The sequence below is a fragment of the Nocardia sp. NPDC060255 genome, assembly GCF_042727395.1.
Taxonomy (GTDB): Bacteria; Actinomycetota; Actinomycetes; order Mycobacteriales; family Mycobacteriaceae; genus Nocardia.
Genome location: NZ_JBHXAU010000008.1, coordinates 282993 through 303105 on the forward strand (window position 1 = coordinate 282993; position 20113 = coordinate 303105).

The 20113-nt window shown below is 67.4% G+C and carries 16 protein-coding genes; 7 read left to right on the top strand and 9 right to left on the bottom strand.

The window, feature by feature from the left end; all coding sequences use genetic code 11:
* Positions 1-43 precede the first annotated feature (43 nt).
* A complete protein-coding gene (locus tag ACFWF1_RS18025) occupies positions 44-559 on the top strand; it encodes a hypothetical protein (RefSeq protein WP_379288833.1) in 516 nt (171 codons plus the stop codon).
* On the opposite strand, the gene idi is transcribed toward ACFWF1_RS18025, so the two are convergent.
* From idi to ACFWF1_RS18045, 4 genes are all read right to left on the bottom strand, one after another.
* Entirely contained in the window at positions 546-1109 is a 564-nt protein-coding gene (idi, locus tag ACFWF1_RS18030; RefSeq protein ID WP_379288831.1) for an isopentenyl-diphosphate Delta-isomerase, read from the bottom strand. The genes ACFWF1_RS18025 and idi overlap by 14 nt on opposite strands.
* The gene (locus ACFWF1_RS18035; RefSeq protein ID WP_379288829.1) at positions 1106-1978 is read right to left on the bottom strand and encodes a geranyl diphosphate 2-C-methyltransferase; all 873 of its coding nucleotides are present in this window, start codon (positions 1976-1978) and stop codon (positions 1106-1108) included. The genes idi and ACFWF1_RS18035 overlap by 4 nt, the downstream gene beginning before the upstream one ends.
* A gap of 71 nt (positions 1979-2049) precedes the next feature.
* Positions 2050-3585, bottom strand: coding sequence for a family 2 encapsulin nanocompartment cargo protein terpene cyclase (locus ACFWF1_RS18040; protein ID WP_379289027.1), 1536 nt, complete (start codon positions 3583-3585; stop codon positions 2050-2052).
* 20 nt (positions 3586-3605) lie between these two features.
* A complete protein-coding gene (locus ACFWF1_RS18045; RefSeq protein ID WP_379288827.1) occupies positions 3606-5012 on the bottom strand; it encodes a family 2B encapsulin nanocompartment shell protein in 1407 nt (468 codons plus the stop codon).
* A 470-nt stretch (positions 5013-5482) separates the two neighbouring features.
* Between ACFWF1_RS18045 and ACFWF1_RS18050 the strand changes: the two genes are divergently transcribed.
* Together ACFWF1_RS18050 and ACFWF1_RS18055 are read left to right on the top strand one after the other, a co-directional pair.
* Positions 5483-8434 (top strand): acyl-CoA synthetase, encoded by a 2952-nt coding sequence (locus ACFWF1_RS18050; RefSeq protein WP_379288825.1) that lies wholly within the window; start codon positions 5483-5485, stop codon positions 8432-8434.
* Positions 8435-8552: 118 nt separating this feature from the next.
* Entirely contained in the window at positions 8553-9152 is a 600-nt protein-coding gene (locus tag ACFWF1_RS18055; RefSeq protein WP_379288823.1) for a class I SAM-dependent methyltransferase, read from the top strand.
* Positions 9153-9156: 4 nt separating this feature from the next.
* On the opposite strand, the gene rffA is transcribed toward ACFWF1_RS18055, so the two are convergent.
* Both rffA and ACFWF1_RS18065 read right to left on the bottom strand, forming a co-directional pair.
* The gene (gene rffA, locus ACFWF1_RS18060) at positions 9157-10296 is read right to left on the bottom strand and encodes a dTDP-4-amino-4,6-dideoxygalactose transaminase (protein ID WP_379288821.1); all 1140 of its coding nucleotides are present in this window, start codon (positions 10294-10296) and stop codon (positions 9157-9159) included.
* Positions 10286-11398 carry a glycosyltransferase gene (locus tag ACFWF1_RS18065; protein WP_379288819.1) on the bottom strand — a complete coding sequence of 371 codons (1113 nt, stop codon included), beginning with the start codon at positions 11396-11398 and terminating at the stop codon, positions 10286-10288. The genes rffA and ACFWF1_RS18065 overlap by 11 nt, the downstream gene beginning before the upstream one ends.
* Positions 11399-11761: 363 nt before the next feature.
* On the opposite strand from ACFWF1_RS18065, the gene ACFWF1_RS18070 reads away from it, so the two are divergent.
* The 4 genes from ACFWF1_RS18070 (at position 11762) to ACFWF1_RS18085 (ending at position 17733) form a co-directional block, all read left to right on the top strand.
* A complete protein-coding gene (locus ACFWF1_RS18070) occupies positions 11762-13972 on the top strand; it encodes a hypothetical protein (RefSeq protein ID WP_379289025.1) in 2211 nt (736 codons plus the stop codon).
* A gap of 15 nt (positions 13973-13987) precedes the next feature.
* Positions 13988-16234, top strand: coding sequence for a hypothetical protein (locus ACFWF1_RS18075; RefSeq protein WP_379288817.1), 2247 nt, complete (start codon positions 13988-13990; stop codon positions 16232-16234).
* A gap of 710 nt (positions 16235-16944) precedes the next feature.
* Positions 16945-17496: a GtrA family protein gene (locus tag ACFWF1_RS18080; RefSeq protein WP_379288815.1), complete on the top strand. Its 552-nt coding sequence runs from the start codon at positions 16945-16947 to the stop codon at positions 17494-17496.
* A 9-nt stretch (positions 17497-17505) separates the two neighbouring features.
* On the top strand, positions 17506-17733 hold the full coding sequence (locus tag ACFWF1_RS18085) for a Trm112 family protein (RefSeq protein ID WP_379288813.1): 228 nt from the start codon (positions 17506-17508) through the stop codon (positions 17731-17733).
* Positions 17734-17757: 24 nt separating this feature from the next.
* Here the strand turns inward: ACFWF1_RS18085 and ACFWF1_RS18090 are convergent, their stop codons facing one another.
* The 3 genes from ACFWF1_RS18090 to ACFWF1_RS18100 are packed head-to-tail and all read right to left on the bottom strand — an operon-like array spanning position 17758 to position 19936.
* The gene (locus ACFWF1_RS18090) at positions 17758-18378 is read right to left on the bottom strand and encodes a TetR family transcriptional regulator (RefSeq protein WP_379288811.1); all 621 of its coding nucleotides are present in this window, start codon (positions 18376-18378) and stop codon (positions 17758-17760) included.
* Complete coding sequence (locus ACFWF1_RS18095; protein ID WP_379288809.1) at positions 18375-19169, bottom strand: ABC transporter permease; 795 nt, start codon at positions 19167-19169, stop codon at positions 18375-18377. Before ACFWF1_RS18095 ends, ACFWF1_RS18090 begins: the two co-directional genes overlap by 4 nt.
* 35 nt (positions 19170-19204) lie before the next feature.
* Positions 19205-19936 carry an ABC transporter ATP-binding protein gene (locus ACFWF1_RS18100; protein WP_379288807.1) on the bottom strand — a complete coding sequence of 244 codons (732 nt, stop codon included), beginning with the start codon at positions 19934-19936 and terminating at the stop codon, positions 19205-19207.
* Between the last annotated feature and the right edge of the window lie 177 nt (positions 19937-20113).

Sequence of the window (20113 nt, forward strand, 5' to 3'; positions counted from 1 at the left end):
CATCCGTTTCTGCAGGTACACCGCCCGCGAGAAGAGGTTGTCGATGCTCGGGAAAATCGTCAGCACCGCCGCGATTGCCGCGGCATTGCTCGTCCCCTTGGATATTCCGGCCGCCGCCTTGCCGCCCGCAGGCAGCTGCGCGAACGGCGACTTCCGCTGGACAGTCGCGGACGGCGCGATCGACATGACCCCGCACGCGCTCACCTTCACCTCCGTCGGCGTTCTCCGCGACTGCACCGGCGGCCCCGGCGGCATCACCGGCGGCACCTTCACCGGCACGCACATCGCGACGTCGGACTGCCTGCGCCCGGCGGACGGCCCGATCACCGTCGACGTGCTCTGGTCCGACGGCGAGACGAGCAGGCTGTGGGGACCGTGGCCGGTGACCATGCAGCAGCCGACCGTCGGCACCCTGGACGTCGTCGACGGGCTCGGCCAGGGCAGCAAGGTCCGGATCATCGCCGACTACGAGTGGATGACGCCCGCGATGATCGGCGGCTGCCTCGGCCCCGGCGTGCGCACCGGCGTCGGACGGCTCAGCGCCGCTACGTTTCAGTGAGCGCCCGCTCGGCCAGCTCGAGCACGCCGGCCAGCCACGGCGTGTACGCCGCCGGATCGGCGGCCATCGCCTCGTGTAGCGCGTCGAGCTCGATCCAGGCGTAGTCGGCGACCTCGGCCGGATCCGGACGCGGGACACCGGCGCTGAGCCTGCCGAGCAGGACGTGGTCCCACTCGCTCTCGACGCGGCCGGTCGACGGGTCCTCGGCCCGGTAGCGGTAGACGCCGACCTCGGTGAAGGAGGTGGCCAGGCCCATCTCCTCGGCGAGGCGGACCGCGGCGGCCGCGGCGACGGGCTCGCCGGGCGCGGGATGGCCGCAGCAGGTGTTGGCCCACTGCGACGGGAAGCGGGTTTTCACCGCGGCCCGCTGCTGCAGCAGCACCCGTCCCGCGTCGTCGAACAGCAGCACCGAGAACGCGCGATGCAGCTGTCCGGGCGCCTGGTGAGCCTGCGACACCGGGCAGGTGCCGATCGCGTGTCCCGCGTCGTCGACGAGTTCGACGGGCAGCGCCTCGCGGTCGGTGATCGCCTGGGCGAAGGTCTCGGTCACCTGCCCACCTTATCGGCGGCGATCAGCAGGTATTGGAAGCTGCCCTCCTGGTAGGCGGTCAGGAACGGCCGCTCCACGCCCGTCGCGAGCTCGGATTTCGTGCGCAGTTCCCAGTACGGGATGGTGGCCGCGGTGAGGTCGGTCACGTCGATCGGGACCAGGTTGTTCTCGGCCATCGCGCGGAAGTATTCGCTGCGCGGATGGATCATGCAGCCGTAGTGCGCGTCGATCCAGCTGACCGAGGAGGAGCGGCCGCCGGTCACGTCGTTGGAGCAGCCGGTGATGCACACGTAGCGGCCGCCCGGCTCGAGCAGCCGGGAGAATTCGTGGAACAGGTCGAACAGGTCGACGTACATGGTGGTCTCGTTGGTCCAGATGCCGCGCATCGACCACGGCTCGAAACCGGTCTCCAGCATGTTCCGGAAATGGAACCGCACGTTGTCCTGTACGCCGCGCTGGGCGGCCTGCTCGTTGGCGAAGCGGACCTGATATTCGGAGATGGTGACGCCGTCGACCTGGCAGCCGAACCGCTGGTTGGCCAGGAAACTCGTACCGCCACGGCCGGATCCACTGTCCATCAGGCGCTGGTCCGGGTGGACCGTGCCGAGGTGATCCAGTAGCAGCTGAGCCTGTGCGGTCTCTAAACGGTGCAGCTCCTTGACGATTCGTTCCTGGCGGGTCTCCTCCGGACCGCTCAGCACCGAGAGGTCGGGTGCGCCGATGCCGTAGTGGTGATGGTAAAGACCATCTACCTCACCGAGTTTCGTGTTGACCCGGTCGTCGTTGGGGTTGTTGTTCCAGTACGCGGCAACGGCTTTCTGGTAGCTGGTCTGGAGCACGGCGTCGGTGTCCGGATTGAGAATGGTCATGCCAATTCACCCTCTCGTTGCAGCACAGTCTGTTTCGCTAGCGGTGTCACAGCTTTGGAGGTGTCGCGGTGTCAATCGGAGTAGCGCCTGCTGTCCGCATGCCATGCGCGGCTGCCGCCGAGCCAGGCCCACACGCCGGTGAGGTGGCGGCGTAGTTCGGCGGAGCCGAGGGCGGCCAACGGGGCCGCCTCCAGCTCGAAGCGGTGCATCAGCTCGTCGTGCAGCTCGGCGGTGCGCACGACCGCCTCGCGCCGGGTGCAGCCCTCCTCGGCGACCAGAACTGTCGGGAGGTTGAATTCCCTACCGTCCGAACGATCTTCGCGGGCCATCGAGTACAGGTCGTTCACCAGTTGGCTGGCGAGGGCGGCCGTGGTGATCACCCGGCGCACCCGGGGATCGGTGTATTCGGCGGCCTGGAGTTCGTAGCCGCCGACCACGTCGATCGGTGCCATACAGGGCAGGAAGCTGTGCGGCTGCCGGTTGGTGAGGTACTCCCAAGCCGGTGGCGTCCGACCGGCCAGCCGCCAGCCCGCTTCGGCGCCGAGTGCGATGAACCAGCCCGCGATCTCCGTGCGCAGCCGGGCCAGTTGAGCGGGCGTGGCGTACTCGGCCACGTGCGCGAAGGCGCTCCGGAACGCGCGCAGGATCGGGTCCGCCTGCATCGCCTCTTCGAGCCGTGCGGCGTAGCGGACGGGCAGATGGACGGGATCTATTGCGGCAGCGGCCAGTTCGAGCCTCGGCCCGAGCTCGGCCGCCGCACTCGACGGCGTGCCGTCGGGTGCGGTGTCGTCCGCTCCGGCGTCACAGTAGTAATCGTCGACCGCCCATTCGGCGACCGCGCATTTCGCGGCGGCGAGCAGCCGGTCGGGGTCGTTGCAGTCGGGGTGGGCGAGCATGATCAGCCGACCGAACCCCGCGTCCCGCAGATCGTCCAATCGACCCTCGTATAAGCCGATTGTTTTGGCCCAAGCGATGATTCGCTCATTAACGACAGCAGCCAGCGCCGGGTCGTCACGCATCGGTGGCGGGCAGTAGAGCGGTGGGATCGCGTGGCCCCCGGTCGCGCGGCGCGTCGACGCGGTACCCAATCCGGTTGGGCCGGTAGGAATGTGTCCGGTAGGCGATCGACCGATCTGAGGTGCAGAAGTTAGACCGGGCGACATGGTTGTGCCGGGCAGGGGCGCTGGGCCGGTCGGCTGCTCCGCAATGGTGCGGGTGGTGGCCGTCACACGCGGCGGTGCTGAAGCGGTCGACGAAATGACCGGCAGGACAGTGGATCCCGTCGTGTCGACCAGTGGCCCGATCAACAGTGACGCGGCCCCTAGGCCGGTCGGACCGAGTATTCGCGGCCGAGCGGGTACGTCGGCTGCGAGTACGTCGGGTACCTCCGGCGCGATTGCGTCGGCCACCTCGGGCGCGATGGCATCGGGCACGTTTGGTGCCGTTCGATCGGCCACTTCGCGGGCGGGCGGATCAGCGAGTTCAGGTGTACGTACATCTTTGTGCGCCAACACCGTTGGGGCGCCGCCACCGAGGTCGGACAACAGTGCGGCGACGGTGGTGGCGATCTCGTGGGTGGCGGGTAGGGCTAAAGAGCGCGACAGCATCGACACGGCTCATCCCTCCGTCAGTCCGTTTGCCGAGCGACCAGGACGTTGTCGAGTGCGCCCAGTGCGTCCGGTACCAGTACGGCGGCCGAGTAGTAGCAGCTGACAAGGTAGGAGATGATCGACTGGTCGTCGATGCCCTTGAAGCGGACGTTGAGGCTCGGCTCGTATTCGTCCGGGATGCCGGTTTGGTGCAGGCCGACCACGCCCTGGTCCTGCTCGCCAGTGCGCAGGGCGAGGATCGAGGTGGTCTGGGTGGGGCTGACCGCGAGCTTGCCGCACGGGAAGATCGGCACGCCGCGCCAAGCGGGCACGCGGTGGCCGTCCACGTCGACCGGATCCGGGTACAGGCCGCGCCTACTGCATTCGCGGCCGAACGCGGCGATCGCTTTCGGGTGTGCCAGAAAGAGTTTGGTGCTGCGCCGCATGCTGAGCAGCTCGTCCATGTCGTCGGGGGTCGGCGGGCCGGACTCGGTCGAGATCCGTTGCTTGAGGTCGCAGTTGTGCAGCAGCCCGAAGTCGGGATTGTTGACCAGGTCGTGTTCGCGCCGCTCGTAGAGTGCCTCGACGGTGAGGCGCAGCTGCTGCTGGACCTGGTCCATCGGGTCGTTGAACAGGTCAGCGACGCGGGTGTGCACCCGTAGCACGCTCTGCGCGAGGCTGAGCTCGTATTCGCGTGGCGCGGCGTCGTAGTCGACGAACGTTCCGGTCAGCAGCGGCTCGCCGACATGGCCGGAGGCGATCTCGATGGCGGCCTCGCCCTTGGCGTTCTGCGGCTGGGCCGGCGCCTCGGCCATTCTGGTCAGTTGCTCGCGGAGCCGCGGCGCGTTGCCGAGCAGGTCGTGCAGGGCCTGGCGGGGGAGTACCAGCAGGGTGGTCTTGGTGATCGTTTTGACGGTGACCGGCCAGATCGCATGCGGGTCGGTGAGGATTTGGTCGCCGAAATAATTGCCGCCCGCCAGAATGCCGAGCATGGTGTGTTCGTTGTATTCGCCGGAACCGTTCTTGCTCAGCTTGCCGTGCACGACGAGGACGACCTGATGCATCGGATTACCGAATTCGGCGACGATACTGCCCGGCGCCAGATCATGCTGCTGGAATCGTTGCGCGAGGGCCTGCAGCACCTCCTCGTCGTCGAAATCGCGCAATGCGGGCAGCTCACGCAATTCCGACGGAATGACCCGGGCCTGCGGGCCGTCCACGTCGAATTCGACCTCGCCATTGCCCACGGTGTGCGTGAGCCGCCGGTTCACCCGGTAGACACCGCCTTTGACCTGGGTCCACGGCAGCATGCGGGTGAGCCAGCGGGAGCTGATGCCCTGCATCTGGGGTTCGGATTTGGTGGTGTGTGCCAGCTTGGCCGCGGCCGAGGTGCTGAGGCTCTTGCGGTGGTTGTTTTCCGTTTGGACCGGCATTTCGATAGTCATGCGTTGTCCTCACCTCGAGACGGGTCGAGCCCGTTATGTGGAGACGGTTATTCTGCACAGCAAAACACGCGGGCGAATGCGGCCCGCGAAACCAGTCACTCGAGCGAAATGGCTTACGCGACAGTGCGTTCCAGACGGCATCGATCGTAGGCCGGACAGCGGGTCGCACGCAGCGAAACGGCGGATGCCGTCGCGGACGGTGACGACACGCCGCCGATCGAATCGCCGGGACAGATCGCCGCCCGGTAGCTGCCCGGCCCGGCGGGCGTCGCTGTGAATCTGCCGATAATCGGTCACTGACCCCGCAATACGTGCATGGATCGGGTCACAGCGGACACATAATGGACACACGATGTGGGAAGCTCGTCTGAAACATCGCCGTGTACTTCTAGGGGACCGAAGGGTATCCCTCCGGTGGAGTACGCGGACGCGGATGAGGGTTACGTTCTAGGGTAGGGCCAGGAGCGATCTTGAAGTTCAGTGCGAAGGATTTGGTCGGATCGGTGCAGCGGTTGATGGCGACCGCGCAGAACGGCCTCGAGGTCATCCGCTTCGGCGGGTTGACCCACGATGTCGAGCCGTCCCCGTTCGAGGTGGTCGAGAGAAGGCGGATGTACCGGCTGCGGCATTACTTCCCGGACGACACGACTCCGGGTCGTCCTGTCGCGCTGCTCGTGCCGCCGTTGATGGTGAACGCCGACATCTGGGACGTGAATGTCGAGGACGGTGCCGTCGGCATCTTGCAGCGCGGCGGAATCGATTGCTGGGTGGTCGATTTCGGCTCACCCGCCAGCGAAGAAGGCGGCTGGGAACGTGACCTCGCCGACCATGTGCTCGCGGTCAGCAGCGCGATCGACGCGGTGACCGAGGCGACCGGCAGCGCCGTGCACCTGATGGGCTATTCGCAGGGCGGCATGTTCGCCTACCAGGTCGCCGCCTACCGGTACGGCAAGGGCGTGCAGAGCATCGTGACGTTCGGCAGTCCCGTCGACGTGGTCGCGGGCATGCCGTTCGGGCTGCCCTACGGGATGGTGTCCGACGTGGCCGACTTCCTGGCCGATCACGTGGTCACCCGGCTGCCGATCACCGATTCGATGGTGCGCATCGGCTTCCAGCTGCTCGACCCGATGAAGACCGCCAAGGCCAGGATCGACTTCCTGCGGCAGCTGCACGATCGGGAGGCGCTGCTGCCCAAGGAGCGGCAGCGCCGGTTCCTGAACAGCGACGGCTGGGTCGGTTACGCCGGTCCGGCGGCGGCGGATCTGCTCAAGCAGTTCGTCGCGCACAATCGGTTGATGTTGGGCGGCTTCGTGATTCGCGATCAGCCGGTCTCGCTGGCCGAGTTGAAGTGCCCGATCCTCGCGTTCGTCGGCGAGGTCGATGACATCGGCCAGCCCGCCGCCGTGCGCGGCATCGTGCGGGCCGCGCCGAACGCGGAGGTGTACGAGGCCAATCTGCTCGCCGGGCATTTCGGCCTGGTGGCGGGCAGCATGGCGACCAACCAGACCTGGCCGCTGGTGCGGCAGTGGATCGACTGGCTCGAACGCGACAAGGCGCTGCCGCCGGAGATCCATCCGATGACCGAGCATGTCGACTCGAATCGGCCGCGCTCGGCGGCCACCCGGGCGGTGCACACCGCCGCGTCGCTGGCCGAGGCGGGCGCGGGCGTCGGCAAGGCCCTGGAGGGCATCGCGAGCAACACCGTGCGCGGTTCGGTCGAACTGGCCGGTGAGGCGGCGCGGGCGCTGCCGCGACTGACCAGGCTCGGCATGATCCAGCCGCACACCCGCATCTCGCTGGGGCGGCTGATCGCCGAACAGGGCAGGCGCGCACCGCTGAAAGATCTGTTCCTGTTCGAGGATCGGGTGCACACCAACGCTGCGGTCAACGTCCGCATCGATAACGTGGTGCGCGGGCTCGTCTCGGTCGGTATCCGGCCTGCGATGCGGGTCGGCGTGATCATGGAGACCCGGCCCAGTGCGCTGGCGACGGTCGCGGCTTTGTCGCGGCTCGGCGCGGTGGCGGTGCTGCTCGCCCCGGGTAGTGAGCTCGCTCGCGCGCTCGAAATCACCGGTGTCGATACGGTTGTCGCGGATCCGGAGAATCTGCGGCAGGCGGCCGGTGCCGGCGCGCGGGTGCTGGTGCTCGGCGGCGGTGATTCCCGTCAGCTCGGTATTCCCTTGAGCGACAAGGTGATCGACCTCGAGCAGATCGATCCGGCGCAGGTGAAGCTACCCGCTTGGTATCGGCCCGATCCGGGGTTGGCGCGGGAGTTGGCGTTCGTGCTCGTCACCGGCACCGGAGATCGGTTGGAGACCAAGTACATCAGCAACCACCGCTGGGCGCTGTCCGCCTTCGGCACCGCGACGACCGCGGATCTGAACCGCCGGGACACGGTGTATTGCCTTGCGCCGCTGCATCATTCGTCGGGTCTGCTGGTGAGCCTCGGTGGCGCGATCGCGGGCGGTAGCCGGATCGCGCTGGCGCGTTCGCTGGATCCGGCGCAGTTCGCCGAGGAGGTGCACCGCTACGGCGTCACCGTGGTCACCTACACCTGGACGATGTTGCGTGACATCCTCGATGCCGAAGTGTTCCCCGCCGGGCACCGGCATCCGATCCGGTTGTTCATCGGTTCCGGTATGCCCGCGGGTCTGTGGCGGCGCACCACCGAGCAGTTCAACCCGGCCCGGGTGCTGGAGTTCTACGCCTCCATCGAGGGTGACGTGGTGCTGGCCAACGTGAAGAGCGTGAAGCGCGGCTGCAAGGGCCGCCCGGTGCCGGGGACCGCCAAGGTGGAACTGGTCGCCTACGACCCGATCACCGAGGTGATCCTCGTCGACGGTTCGGGTTACGCGCGGCGGTGCGCGGACAACGAGGTCGGGTTGATGCTCGGCAAGGCGTCCGACGGGGTGGATATCTCCGCGGGCGGGCTGCGCGGGGTGTTCGCGCCCGGTGACTCGTGGATGCCGACGGAGAATCTGTTCCGGCGCGACAGCGACGGCGACTACTGGCTGATCGACCGCAAGGACACCGTGATCCGCACCCGGCGCGGGCCGGTGTACGGGCAGCCGATCGTCGATGTCCTCAATGACATCACCGGTGTCGACATGGAAGTCGCCTACGGGCTGGAGGTCGGTGACCACTGCATCGCCGTCGCCGCGGTCAGTGTGCGCAAGGGTTTCCGGCTGGAGCCGAAGGACGTGACCGAGGCGCTGCGCGCGCTCGAGCCCGACAAGCGACCCGATCTGGTCTATGTGGTCGACGAGATCCCGCGCAGTTCCTCGTACCGGCCGTCCACCCGCGCGGTGCAGGCGGCGGGGCGTCCGACGCCCGGCCCCGACACCTGGTGGTACAACCGGGTTTCCGACGCCTACGAGGTCCTCACCGACGAGGACGCAGCCAAGATCCTCGGCGACAGCTGACGCGCATCGAGCCGCCGAGGAGGCACCACTTCGGCGGCTCGACCCGGTCGCGCCCGCAGGTGGCTCGGTCCGTACCATCCCACGCTGACGTTGCTGCCCGATTTGTCAGGAGCACTTGGTGAGTACGAGCCTTATCTACCGCAACGCCACCCTCTACGAGCTGCTCATCCGTGCGCTGTACGGCCGGTACTACACGGCTCGGTATCGCGCCGTCGAGGGGCTGCTGCCTGCGGGTGCCAGCGTGGTCGATCTGTGCTGCGGTCCCGCGACGTTGTACACCCGCTACCTGCGGCAGAAGTCGGTCGACTACACCGGCCTCGATCGCAATGACCGATTCGTCGCACAACTCACCAAAGCCGGTGGGCAAGGCCAGGTCTGGAACCTGAACTCCGACGCTCCACTGCCCGAGGCCGACTACGTCCTGATGCAGGCCAGCCTCTACCACTTCCTGCCCGAGCCGGCCCCCGTCCTCGACCGCATGCTGACCGCCGCCCGCAAACAGGTCATCATCGCCGAACCGATCCGCAACATATCCAGCAGCGACAATCGCCTCATCGCCGCCATCGGCCAGCGCTTCACCAACGCAGGCGACGGCGCCCAAGCACACCGTTTCACCGAGCCCACCCTCGACGACTTCTTCCGCCCCTACGAATCGCGAGTAGTCCAGCAGACTCTGATCGCAGGCGGCCGCGAGAAGCTCTACGTCCTCGACGCCTGACCCGTCAGACGGTGAAGTCGGTGACGCCCTCGATGACTCGAGCGACCTGTTCGTCGGTGAGGTCGGGCCAGAGGGGCAGGCGCACAACGGTTCCCGAGAACTCGGCGCTGCGCACGCAGGGGTGCGGGGTGCGGCCCAGTTTGAGGCCTGCGGGGCTGGAGTCCAGGGGGACGTAGTGGAACGGGGCGACGATGCCGCGGGCGCGGAGGTGGGCGATGAGGTCGTCGCGGCGGTCCTCGGTGGGGGTGCGCAGGAAGTAGAGGTGTGCGGTGTGCTCGCGGTCGGCGGGGACCGTCATGAGGCGAACGTCGTTGCGGGCGGCCCATTCCGGGAGCGCGGCGGCGTAGGCGTTCCACACCCGGTGCCGGCCGGCCTGGATGGTGTCGAATTCGTCGAGCTGCGCGTCGAGTACGGCCGCGTTCAACTCGCTGGGCAGGTAGCTGGAGCCGATGTCCTGCCAGGAGTACTTGTCCACCGCGCCGCGCAGGAACCGGGCCCGGTCGGTGCCCTTCTCCCGGATGATCTCCGCGCGCGCCATCAGGATCTCGTCGGTGAGCAGCAGCGCGCCGCCCTCGCCGCAGTGCACGTTCTTGGTGTCGTGGAAGCTGAGCGTGCCGAGGCTGCCGAGGGTGCCCAGCGGCCGCCCCTGCCATCGGCCGCCGAGGCCGTGCGCGTTGTCCTCGACGATGGCGAAGCCGTGCGTGTTGGCCAGGGCGAGCAGCCGGTCCATGTCGGCGGCGACGCCACCGTAGTGGATGACCACCACGGCCTTGGTCCGCTCGGTGACCGCGGCCGCGACCGATTCCGGGTCGAGGTTGCCGGTCTCGAGATCGATGTCGGCGAACACACAGGTGGCCCCGCGCAACGCCATGGCGGTCGCGGTCGAGGTGAACGCGAAACTCGGCACGATCACTTCATCTTCGGGGCCGAGTTCCAGCAGCAGGCCGGCCATCTCCAGCGCCGAGGTGCACGAGGTGGTCAGCAGCGCGTGCGGCGCCCCGGTGATGACCTTCAGCTTCTCGGTCGCCGCCGCGGTGAACGGCCCGTCGCCGTGGCTCTGGTCCGAACCGAGCACCGTTTCGAGATTGGGCAGTTCGCGGCGCGCCCGAAACGGTCGGCTGAAGATGATGCGGTCAGTGCTCAACCCGGTCGTTCCCCTTGTTCGCAATGGTCGTGGTCAGTTCCCTGGCCGCCGGATAGTCGGCGTCCGGGTCCGCCGCTGCTACCGGGCGCGGCGTCGGTGAATCGACGGTCAGATAGAGCGGCTTACCGACGAGGATATGCAATGCCACCCCGAGGTATTCGGCGATGAGGCCGAGCGAGAACAGGATCGCCCCGGAGACCAGCAGCAGTACCACGATCATCGAGGCCCAGCCTTCGGGCGCCCAGTTGTCGGTGGTGAGCGCCTCGTAAACGATCACGCTCGCCATCACACCGCCACCGAGACCCAGTGTCACGCCCAGCAGGCTGACCAGGCGCAGGCCGCGAGTTCCGCTGCACAGCACCATCTTCCAGAACAACGAGAACAAGCGGCGATAGTTGTAGCCGGACTCCTCGCGGCCCTCGGCGCGCAGCACCACCGGCACCTGCGCGACGGTGCCGACCACCCAGGTCAACGCCACGTCGAGATACACCCCGTTCGAGGCGACCTCGGCGAGCTGGCGGCCGATGGCGCCGCGGATCAGCCGGTAGCTTTCGAAGCGGGTGGAGTCGGGGAACGCGAAGATCGTCGCGAGCACCAGCTTCGCGCCGCGCGAGGTGATGTTGCGCAGGAAGCCGTGCGGGCGGGTGTTGCTGGGCTTGGAGTACACCAGCTCGGCGCGCTCGTTCAGCGCGGCGTCGAGGAAGGTGCCGATGAACCGGGGATCGTGCTGGCCGTCCTCGTCCATGGTGACGATCCAGTCGCCGCCCGCAGCCGACATGCCGGCGATCGTCGCGGCGTCCTGACCGAAGTTGCGGCTCAACCAGATGGTGCGCACCTCGGGATAGGTCTGCTCCAACTCCTGCAGTACCACGTCGGACCGGTCCGGACCGCGGTCGTGCACCAGGATGATCTCGTCGATCTGGAAGGTGGTGCCGCCGGGGGTCTGGGTGGGGCGGGTGAGCTCGTGCAGTTCGGCGACGAGACCGGCGATGGTGTCCTCGCCACGATAGATCGGCACCACCACGGAGACGGCATGCGGCCGGGACGGCCTGCCGTTCGGGGTGACCGCGGCGGGGCGGGGCGTGCGGGAGGGAATCGGCATCAGCTGGATCGACTTTCGATGACGGTGCGTGCCGGTATCCCCCGCTGGACAGCAGGGCCCGAGCCGCCCAGAACTCTAGCATGGTGCGGGTTTCGGAATCGGGGCTGGATCATGCGGCGTCCGCGGGTCCCTTCATGGTTACGCAAGCTGCCGCTTCCGGGCCTGCCGCTACCGCCGTGTGCATGCCAACCATCATCATCGCGTCGGCGGCCGGATGCCAAGCGCCACACTGCTGTGTAGGGTTTGGAACTCGTGACGGATAGTGCAGTGTCGAGGGTGACGCGCCCCGGGTCCGCCGAGGTCAACGGGGGTGACCCGGTCGCAGCGGAAGTTCCGGCCGGAACCGCCGGAGCTGCCGCCACCATGCCTGCCGTCAGCGGGCCGGATGATCTTCAGCGCACCGCGCGCCGCAACGTGTACCTGTGGGGTCTGATCACCGCCGTCGGCGTCGTCCTCGGTTACATCGCGGTGCTGCTCGCCAACGCCAGGCACTTCTACACCGACGACACCGAATCCCAATACACCGGATTGTGGGTCGGCCTCGGCCACGCCCTGCGCGACGGCACCTTCCCGGTGCTGGTGCCCGAGCGGTGGATGTCGGGCAACAACACGATGGACGATGCGGGCCTGTTCAACCCGCCGCAGCTGCTGATCGATCTGATCGCGCCGTCCGTCGACAACATGGCGCTGTACGCGACCGTCGTCAAACTGATCTTCGCGATCATCGCCGGACTGGGCGTCTACCGGATCTGCCTGGCCTACGGCGGCAAGCCGGCCTGGTCGGCGGTCGCGGGTGTGGCGTTCCCGCTGTCGGGTTTCTTCCTGTTCTTCGACGAGGCCAGCTGGATGACCGCGCTCACCGGCACCGCGTGGCTGGTGCACGCGTGGGCGTCGTCGGTGCGCTACACGCGCGGTCAGGGCGGGCCGATTCCGGTCTTCGTCTATCTGTATCTGACCATCTCCACGCAATACATCTTCCCGGCGGTCGAGGCGGCGCTGATGCTGCTGGCCGTCGCGGTGGGCGAGATCATCTACCAACGCAAATGGTGGCCGGTGGTGCGGCTGGCGATCGTCGGCGGCTGTGCCGGGCTCGCGGGTCTGCTGACCTTCCTGCCGAGCATGCTGTCGGCGAAGGTGACCTGGCGCGGCACCATGGAGATCATCAACGACCAGTTCCTGACGGTGCCGTGGTCGGAATCGTTGAATGCCAGCCTGCCGAGCACGCATCCTGCGTTCACCTCCTGGTGGGGGTACGTGCAGCCGATGCCGGTCACCTACATCGCCTGGTTCCTGATTCCGGCGCTCGCGTTCATCGATTGGCGGCGGGCCAAGGACAGTTGGCGGGAGTTGTCCGGGGTCGCGTTCTTCGCGGTGATGATGCTGATGTGGGCGGCGGGACCGGGTTCCATCGGTCCGTTGCGCTGGCCGGTCCGGGTGTTGCCGATGCTGGCGATCGGGTTGCTGGTGCTGGTGTGCGTATTGCTCGCGCGCTATGGCACGACCCGTGATCTCAAGAATCGGGGCATCGCCGCGGGGGTGCTGATCCTGCTGCTGTGGGTGCGGACGTTCTCCGCCGATCCACACGACGTGGTCTGGCATGTGCTCGCGGCAGTCGCGGTGTTCGCGCTCGGTGCCGCGGTGCTGTGGCTCGGTCGGGTCAAGGGCATCGCGGTGGCGTGTGTGCTGGTGATCGTCGCGATGTTTCCGATCGCGTTCTTCCAGGTGCAGGCCGCGCAGCCGACTCCGATGACGTGGAACCTGCCGACCAACCGCTCCGAGGCCAAGGCCGCGTTCCCAGACTTCCCCGGCAACACACTGCAACTCGCCGAGCGTGGCCTGGTGCAGCCGGAGGACAAGAGTCTCGAAGGTGCCTACGGTTCCCTGGTTTTCGGCAACTACGCCAAGTCGCTGGAATTGAGTTACGTCAACGGCTACACCCCGACGGGCCACTTCTACTTCGGTGAACTGCTGTGCATGCGATGGGACAGCAGCGTCTGCCCGGACGCGTTCCGGCGCATGTTCACCCCCGAGAAGACCACCGAGCGCACCCTGGTCGATCTGATGAAGCTGGATCGAGTGGTGCTGCAGCGCGCCCTGTTCCCGGATGCCCGCAACCAGCCCGCACCCGACGGCTGGAAGTGGGTCGACTATCCCGGCCACGAGAAGTTCATCTCGGTGCTGGAACGGATGGACGGGCCGATCTCGACGGTGAACGGCCGGGTCTCGGCGACGAAGAACGTGACGGCGGCGTCGATCTCCGAGACCGACACCACCAGCCGGGTGCGGGTCAGCTCGCCCAACGGTGGCCGTGTGGTGTTCGCCAGGCTCGGCTGGCCCGGCTATCGCGTCACCATCGACGGCAAGCAGATTCCGATCACCACGGTCGCGAAATCGTTTGTCGCCGTGGATATTCCCGCTGGTACGCAGAACGCCGAACTGGTGCTGACCTGGCGTCCGCCCGGCTGGAAGATCGGGATCGCCGCGCTGGCCGCCGGCGTGATCGGTACCGGCGTACTGCAATGGCTGTACGTGCGGTCGCGGCGGCGTGCCAAGGCGCAGGCCGCCGCACTGTAGGGTCTGGAACTCGTGGTGGAAAGCAGCGCCCTCGCCCGGCGGGACGTGTACAAATGGGGCCTCATAACCGCGCTCGGTGTGGTGGCCGGCTACGGTGCCGTTCTGCTGGCCAACATCCGGCATTTCTATACCGACGACACCGAGTCGCAGTACGCCCCGCTGTGGGTGATGCTCGGGAATCGCCTGCGGGACGGGCAGTTCCCGGCGATGATCCCCGAACACTGGATGGCCGGTAACTACACCATCGAAGAGGCGGGGCTGCTGAATCCGCCGCAGCTGCTGATCGATCTGATCGCGCCCTCGGTGGACAACGTCGCGCTCTACGCCACCCTCGTCAAGCTGATCTTCGCGATCGTCCTTGGGCTCGGCGTGTACCGGGTGTGCCTGGAGTACGGGGCCAGCGCGCCGTGGGCTTCAGTTGGCGGTATCGCGATTCCGTTCACCGGCTGGCTGTTGTTCTTCGACGAGGCCAGTTGGTACACCGCCTTTGTCGGCACCGCATGGTTGGTGCACGCGTGGGCATCTGGCGTTCGGTATGCGCGCGGGCGTAGCGGGCCGATCCCGACCTTTATCTTCCTGTATCTAGCGATCTCGGTGCAGTACATCTTTCCGGCGGTCGAAGCCGGTTTGATGATCGGCGCGGTGGCCGTCGGTGAGGTTGTCTACCAACGCAAGTGGGTGCCGTCGTTGCGGTTGCTCGCGGTGTCGGCGTGCGCGGCGCTGGCCGGGCTGGCCACCTATCTGCCGAGCATCCTGTCGGCGAAGGTGACCTGGCGCGGCACCGCGCAGATCAACAACGACCAGTTCCTCACCGTGCCCTGGTCGGAATCGCTCAACGCGAGTCTGCCGAGCACGTTGCCCGCGTACAGCTCCTGGTGGGGCTATGTGCAGCCGATGCCGGTGGTCTACATCGCCTGGTTCCTGATTCCGGCGCTGGCGTTCATCGATTGGGGTAAGGCGCGGGAGAACTGGCGCGAATTCACCGCGATCGCGCTCGTCGCGATCATGGGGCTGATGTGGACCGCCGGGCCGGGCACCATCGGACCGTTGCGCTGGCCCGCTCGAGTGCTGCCGATGGTGGCGCTCGGGCTGCTGGTGCTGGTGTGCGTGCTGCTCGGCCGCTTCGCCACCTTCGACGGGTGGCGGCGCCGCGGGATCGCGGCCGGCGTGCTGATCGGGCTGCTGTTCGTGCGCTCGTTCTCGGCGGCGCCGCATCAGCTGGGTTGGCATGTGCTGGCGGCACTTTCGGTGGCGGCGCTCGGTGCCGCGGTGGTGTGGCTCGGGCGGACCAGGGGGATGGTCGCGGCCTGCGTGCTGACGCTGGTCGCCGTGTTCCCCATCGCCTATGTGCAGGTGCGTGGCGCGCAGCCGACGCCGATGAGCTGGAACCTGCCGGCGAAGCGGTCGGAGATGAAGGCCGCGTTCCCCGACTTCACCGGCACCACACTGCAACTCGCCGACCGCGGGCCGATCCCGCCCGCCGAGAAGAACCTGAAGGGCGCCTACGGGTCGCTCGTGTTCGGCAACTACGCCAAGGATCTCGAGCAGACCTACGTCAGCGGATACACCCCGAACGGGCACTTCTGGTTCGGCGAAATGCTCTGCATGCGCTGGGACACCAGCGTGTGCCCCGACGCGTTCCGGCGGGCGTTCGAGGTCGAACCGACCACCGGACGCACCATCGTCGACCTGATGAAGGTCGACCGAGTGGTACTGCAGCGCTCGATGTACCCCGACGCCCGCACCCAACCCGCACCCGACGGCTGGAAATGGGTCGACTATCCCGGCCACGAACAGCAGATCTCCGTGCTGGAACGAGTCGGCGGATTGATCTCCACCCGCAACGGCCGCGTCGCCACCACCACCGCCGTCACCGCGACCTCCGTCACCGAATCCGACCTGACCAGCCGCGTCCGGGTGAACTCCGACAACGGCGGCCAGGTCGTCTTCGCCCGCCTCGGCTGGCCCGGCTACCGAGCTACCCTCGACGGCAACGACCTCCCGATCAAAGTCGTCGCGAAAACCTTTGTCGCAGTAGACATCCCCGCAGGCACCAAAAACGGCGACCTGGAACTGAGCTGGCGCCCACCCGGCTGGAAAATCGGCGGCGCGTCGGTCCTGCTCGGCCTCCTCGGCGTCGGCATCCTGCAATGGGCCTTCCTGCGAAGCCGCCGCCGCGACGACGACCTGGATTCCCCGGCCCCCACCGACCACGACGAACCCACGGCCCCTCGGCCCGACCTGGCCGACGCGAAGCGCTGATTGGATTCGCCGGATCCCACCAAACCACCACACCCCAACCCGGCTTGGTCGACGCGAAGCACACTGACCGAGGCCGCCGCACCATTCCCGATCTCCGGCACCTGGAATCGCATGCAGCTGCGGGTTGATGGTCGGCGCGGGTCCGAGCAACCCGCCACGGCGGACGCGAAATCCGCACTCTCACTCGGGATCTGCACTGACTCTAGGGCCCTAGTCCGGGTGCAAATCCCGAGTGAGGGTGCGAATTTCGGCTTGGGGCGCGGGCTGGGCGGGTGTGCTCGTTCGTCGAGTTCGCACTGGCCATCTGTACTGGCCGACCGGGTGTCCCACAGCGGGTGCGGCCTCCGACAGGGGAGTGCGGACCTCCTGAGCGGGGTGCGGGTCCGGGGGCAGGGCGGGTGGGGTTGGGGGAGGTGTGGTCTGCACTGTTTCTCGGGATCGGCACTGGCTCTAGGGGCCCGGAGTCGGTGCGGATCCCGAGACAAGGTGCGGATTTGCGGCTTGGTGGGTGAGTGATCGGTGCGCCCGTCGATCGGCTGGAGGGGTGGGGCGATAGAGTGCCTGGCGCGACTGGAGGTGGGCGTCTGATGGAATTCAACGGTGAGCGACGGGCGGCGTCTGCGGGCGTTGACGGGGTGGTGCCGAAGGTGTCGCGGGGGCCGCATTCGTTGATCGACGAGGATGCGCGTGCTGCGAGTCGGGATGATTTGATGAGTGACGAGGTCGGTTCGTCGGTGTCCGGCGTGGCGCTCAGCCCCAAGTCAGAACCGATTGGCCCTGCGGCGGAAGCGATCGACTCATCGGGCGACCTCAGTGCCGAGCAGGCGAAGCCCGGTCCGCTGCTGCGGCTCGTGCAGCGGCAGGAGGTTGCGTTCGCGGCGGTCGGTGGGTTCAACACCGCGTTGGGGATCGGGCTGACCGTGGTGTGGCTGGCGGTGCTCGGGGACAACGTGCCGCCGTCGGTGGCGGTGGCCGCGTCTTACGCCGTCAGCATCGTCATCGCGTTCGTGTTGCATCGCACGCTGGTGTTCCGGGTGCGCGGGCATCTGCTGCGCGACTTCCTGCGGTTCGTCGCGGTGAATTCCGGTGGGCTGCTGTTGAATATGGCGCTGCTCGAGCTCGCCGTCTCGGTCTGGCATTTCCCGGACAAGCCCGCCGCGGTGGTGGTGATGGCGCTGGTCGCCGTCGCCAGCTACTTCGGCCACCGCCACATCTCGTTCCGGCGCCGACCGCCGGTCGAGGCGGACGGCGGCGTCGGGTAGGTTTTGCTCATGCCGGAGCACACCTTGGACGCCACGCTGCTGAGCCTGTTGGCCTGCCCCCAGGACAAGGGCCCGCTACTGCTGGTCCGCGCGACCGAGGGCACCGTCCTCTACAACCCGCGCCTGCGCCGCGCCTACCCCATCGACAACGGCATCCCCGTGCTGCTCATCGACGAGGCCCGCGACGTCACCGACGCCGAACACACCGACTTCATCGAGCAACCAGTAGAAGCCTGACCCACCCCAGGCGCGCGGCTGCCGTCAGGCCCCGATCTCGCCGGTCAGGTAGCGCTGGAGGGTGGGGGCTATTGCGGTGATGAGGGGTTCGGCCTCGGCCGATGCCATGGGTTCGATGCCGATTACCTTGCGGGCCATCAGCAGGCCGATCATTTGGGAGCCGATCAGGGCTACGCGTAGGCGGCCGTCGTCTTCGGGGGTGGCGATGCGCAGGCGGACTCGTTCCATGACGACCTCCAGGATGAACGCGCGCGCCAGCGGATTGTCGCCGCCGCCGATGATGCTGCGGACCATCGCGACGATGCCGGGGCCGGCGGGGGAGTCCCAGACGCCGAGCACCGCGCGCAGGATCGTTTCACCGAGCCGATCGAGCGGGGCGGTGTCGACGACGGTGAGCGTGACTTCCGGATTCACCGGCAGTTGCACGACCGCGCCGAACAGTTGCTGCTTGGTGCCGAAATAGTGATGCACCAGCGCGGGATCGACACCCGCGTCCGAGGCCACCGCCCGGATGGACGTCTTGTCGAAACCCACCTCCGAGAACCTTATTCGGGCCGCGGCCAGGATCGCCTCGCGCGCACCGGATTGTCCCGGCCTGCGCCCGGAGCGGGGGCGATCTCCGGTATCGGATCCGTTCGCCGTCACGGAGTGCGCCGCCTCAATGTCGCCGCACCGAGGCAGAGGGCGACCACCGCGAACCCGGCGACCACCGCGAGGTCGCGCCACATCGCCCCGGTGGCGTTCGGATGCGTCGAAACCTGTTGCAGCGCATCGACGGCGTAGCTCAACGGCAGCACATTGCTGATCGCTTCCAGCCAGCCAGGTAGTTCCCCGCGCGGAACGAGCAAGCCGCACAGGAAGATCTGCGGCGCCACCACCACCGGCATGAACTGCACCGCCTGGAACTCGGTGCGCGCGAAGGCACTTGCCAGCAGGCCCAGGGCGACACCGCAGACCGCGTCGACCACCGCGATCAGCACCACCCAGCCGGGGTTGCCCGCCGAGTCGAGTCCGAGCAGCCCGAACGACACCAGGCACGCCACCACCGCCTGCGCCGCCGCGGCCAGCGAGAACGCCGTGCCGTAACCGCCGAGCAGATCGAGTTTCGCCAGCGGCGTGGTGAGCAGCCGCTCCAGCGTGCCCGAGGTCCGCTCGCGCTGCATGGCGATGGCCGTGATGAGGAACATCACGATGAACGGCAGGATGCCGAGCATGCTGATGCCGACCCGGTCGAACAGCGACACCGGGTTGAACGGATTGGTCGGTGTGTCCCGATAGATGAAGTACAGCAACGTCATCAGCAGCGCGGGCACCACCAGGATCATCGCGACGGTGCGATGGTCGTTGCGCAGTTGGCGCAGGATGCGCGTGGTCGTCGCGACGTAGGGGCGGAGGGTGGGAGTCCGCCGCGGTGCGGACTCGACGATGGTGGTCATGTTTCCTGCCTGGGATTCGTTGTGCGCGTGGGTGATCATGCCGCATGCGCGGTGGTGATGAGGGTGAGGAAGGCCCGTTCGAGGTTCTGCTCGCCGGTTTCGGCGCGCAATTCGTCGGGACTCAGCTGGGCGAGCAGATGGCCATCGCGCATGAGCAGCAGCCGATCACAGTGCTCGGCCTCGTCCATCACGTGGCTGGACACCACCAATGTGGTGCCATTCGACGCCAATTCGCGGAACTGCTGCCAAAGGTCCACGCGCAGTACCGGATCCAGGCCGACCGTCGGTTCGTCGAGGATCAACAGCTCCGGCTGGGCGACCAGCGCGCAGGCCAGGGAGGCGCGGGTCTTCTGCCCACCGGAGAGCTGGTCACCGCGCTGGAATGCGTGCTCGGCGAGGCCGACCGCGTTGATCGCGTCGTCGACGGCGCCACGTTCGCGACCGTAGAGCGCGGCGAAGTACGCGACGTTCTCGTGCACGCTGATGTCGGAGTAGATGCTCGGCGCCTGCGTGACGTAACCGATCCGCCGCCGCAGCTCCGCCGACCCGGCGGGCAGGCCGAGCGCCGAGATAGCTCCGGACTCGACGATCTGGGTGCCGACGATGCTGCGCATCAGCGTCGTCTTGCCGCAGCCGGACGGGCCGAGCAATCCGGTGATCGAGCCGCGCGGAATCGTCAGCGACACGTCGTGCAGGACCTCCCGTCCGCCGCGTCGCACGGTCAGGTTCTGCACCTCGACAGCAGTTGATGAGGTGTTTCGCGACATGGTCGCCTCAATTCATCGAGCGTTGAATTCACTGTGTGATGAATTTAGCGCGAGCATGCCGCAGAGGCAAGAGTTGGCTGGTTGACCTCGGCGTGTCCGCCCGGAATCGCGCCCATGGGCGTCGGGCGACAGCTTCGTGCGATCGAACCAGGTGACCCGGATCACAACATCGCACTG

Excerpts from the sequence above, each read along its gene's own strand:
- ACFWF1_RS18025 (WP_379288833.1), top strand. The coding sequence starts at position 44 with ATGCTCGGGAAAATCGTCAGCACCGCCGCGATTGCCGCGGCATTGCTC.
- ACFWF1_RS18035 (WP_379288829.1), bottom strand. The coding sequence starts at position 1,978 with ATGACCATTCTCAATCCGGACACCGACGCCGTGCTCCAGACCAGCTAC.
- ACFWF1_RS18040 (WP_379289027.1), bottom strand. The coding sequence starts at position 3,585 with ATGCTGTCGCGCTCTTTAGCCCTACCCGCCACCCACGAGATCGCCACC.
- ACFWF1_RS18045 (WP_379288827.1), bottom strand. The coding sequence starts at position 5,012 with ATGACTATCGAAATGCCGGTCCAAACGGAAAACAACCACCGCAAGAGC.
- ACFWF1_RS18065 (WP_379288819.1), bottom strand. The coding sequence starts at position 11,398 with ATGCCGATTCCCTCCCGCACGCCCCGCCCCGCCGCGGTCACCCCGAAC.
- ACFWF1_RS18070 (WP_379289025.1), top strand. The coding sequence starts at position 11,762 with ATGCCTGCCGTCAGCGGGCCGGATGATCTTCAGCGCACCGCGCGCCGC.
- ACFWF1_RS18080 (WP_379288815.1), top strand. The coding sequence starts at position 16,945 with ATGAGTGACGAGGTCGGTTCGTCGGTGTCCGGCGTGGCGCTCAGCCCC.
- ACFWF1_RS18085 (WP_379288813.1), top strand. The coding sequence starts at position 17,506 with ATGCCGGAGCACACCTTGGACGCCACGCTGCTGAGCCTGTTGGCCTGC.
- ACFWF1_RS18095 (WP_379288809.1), bottom strand. The coding sequence starts at position 19,169 with ATGACCACCATCGTCGAGTCCGCACCGCGGCGGACTCCCACCCTCCGC.
- ACFWF1_RS18100 (WP_379288807.1), bottom strand. The coding sequence starts at position 19,936 with ATGTCGCGAAACACCTCATCAACTGCTGTCGAGGTGCAGAACCTGACC.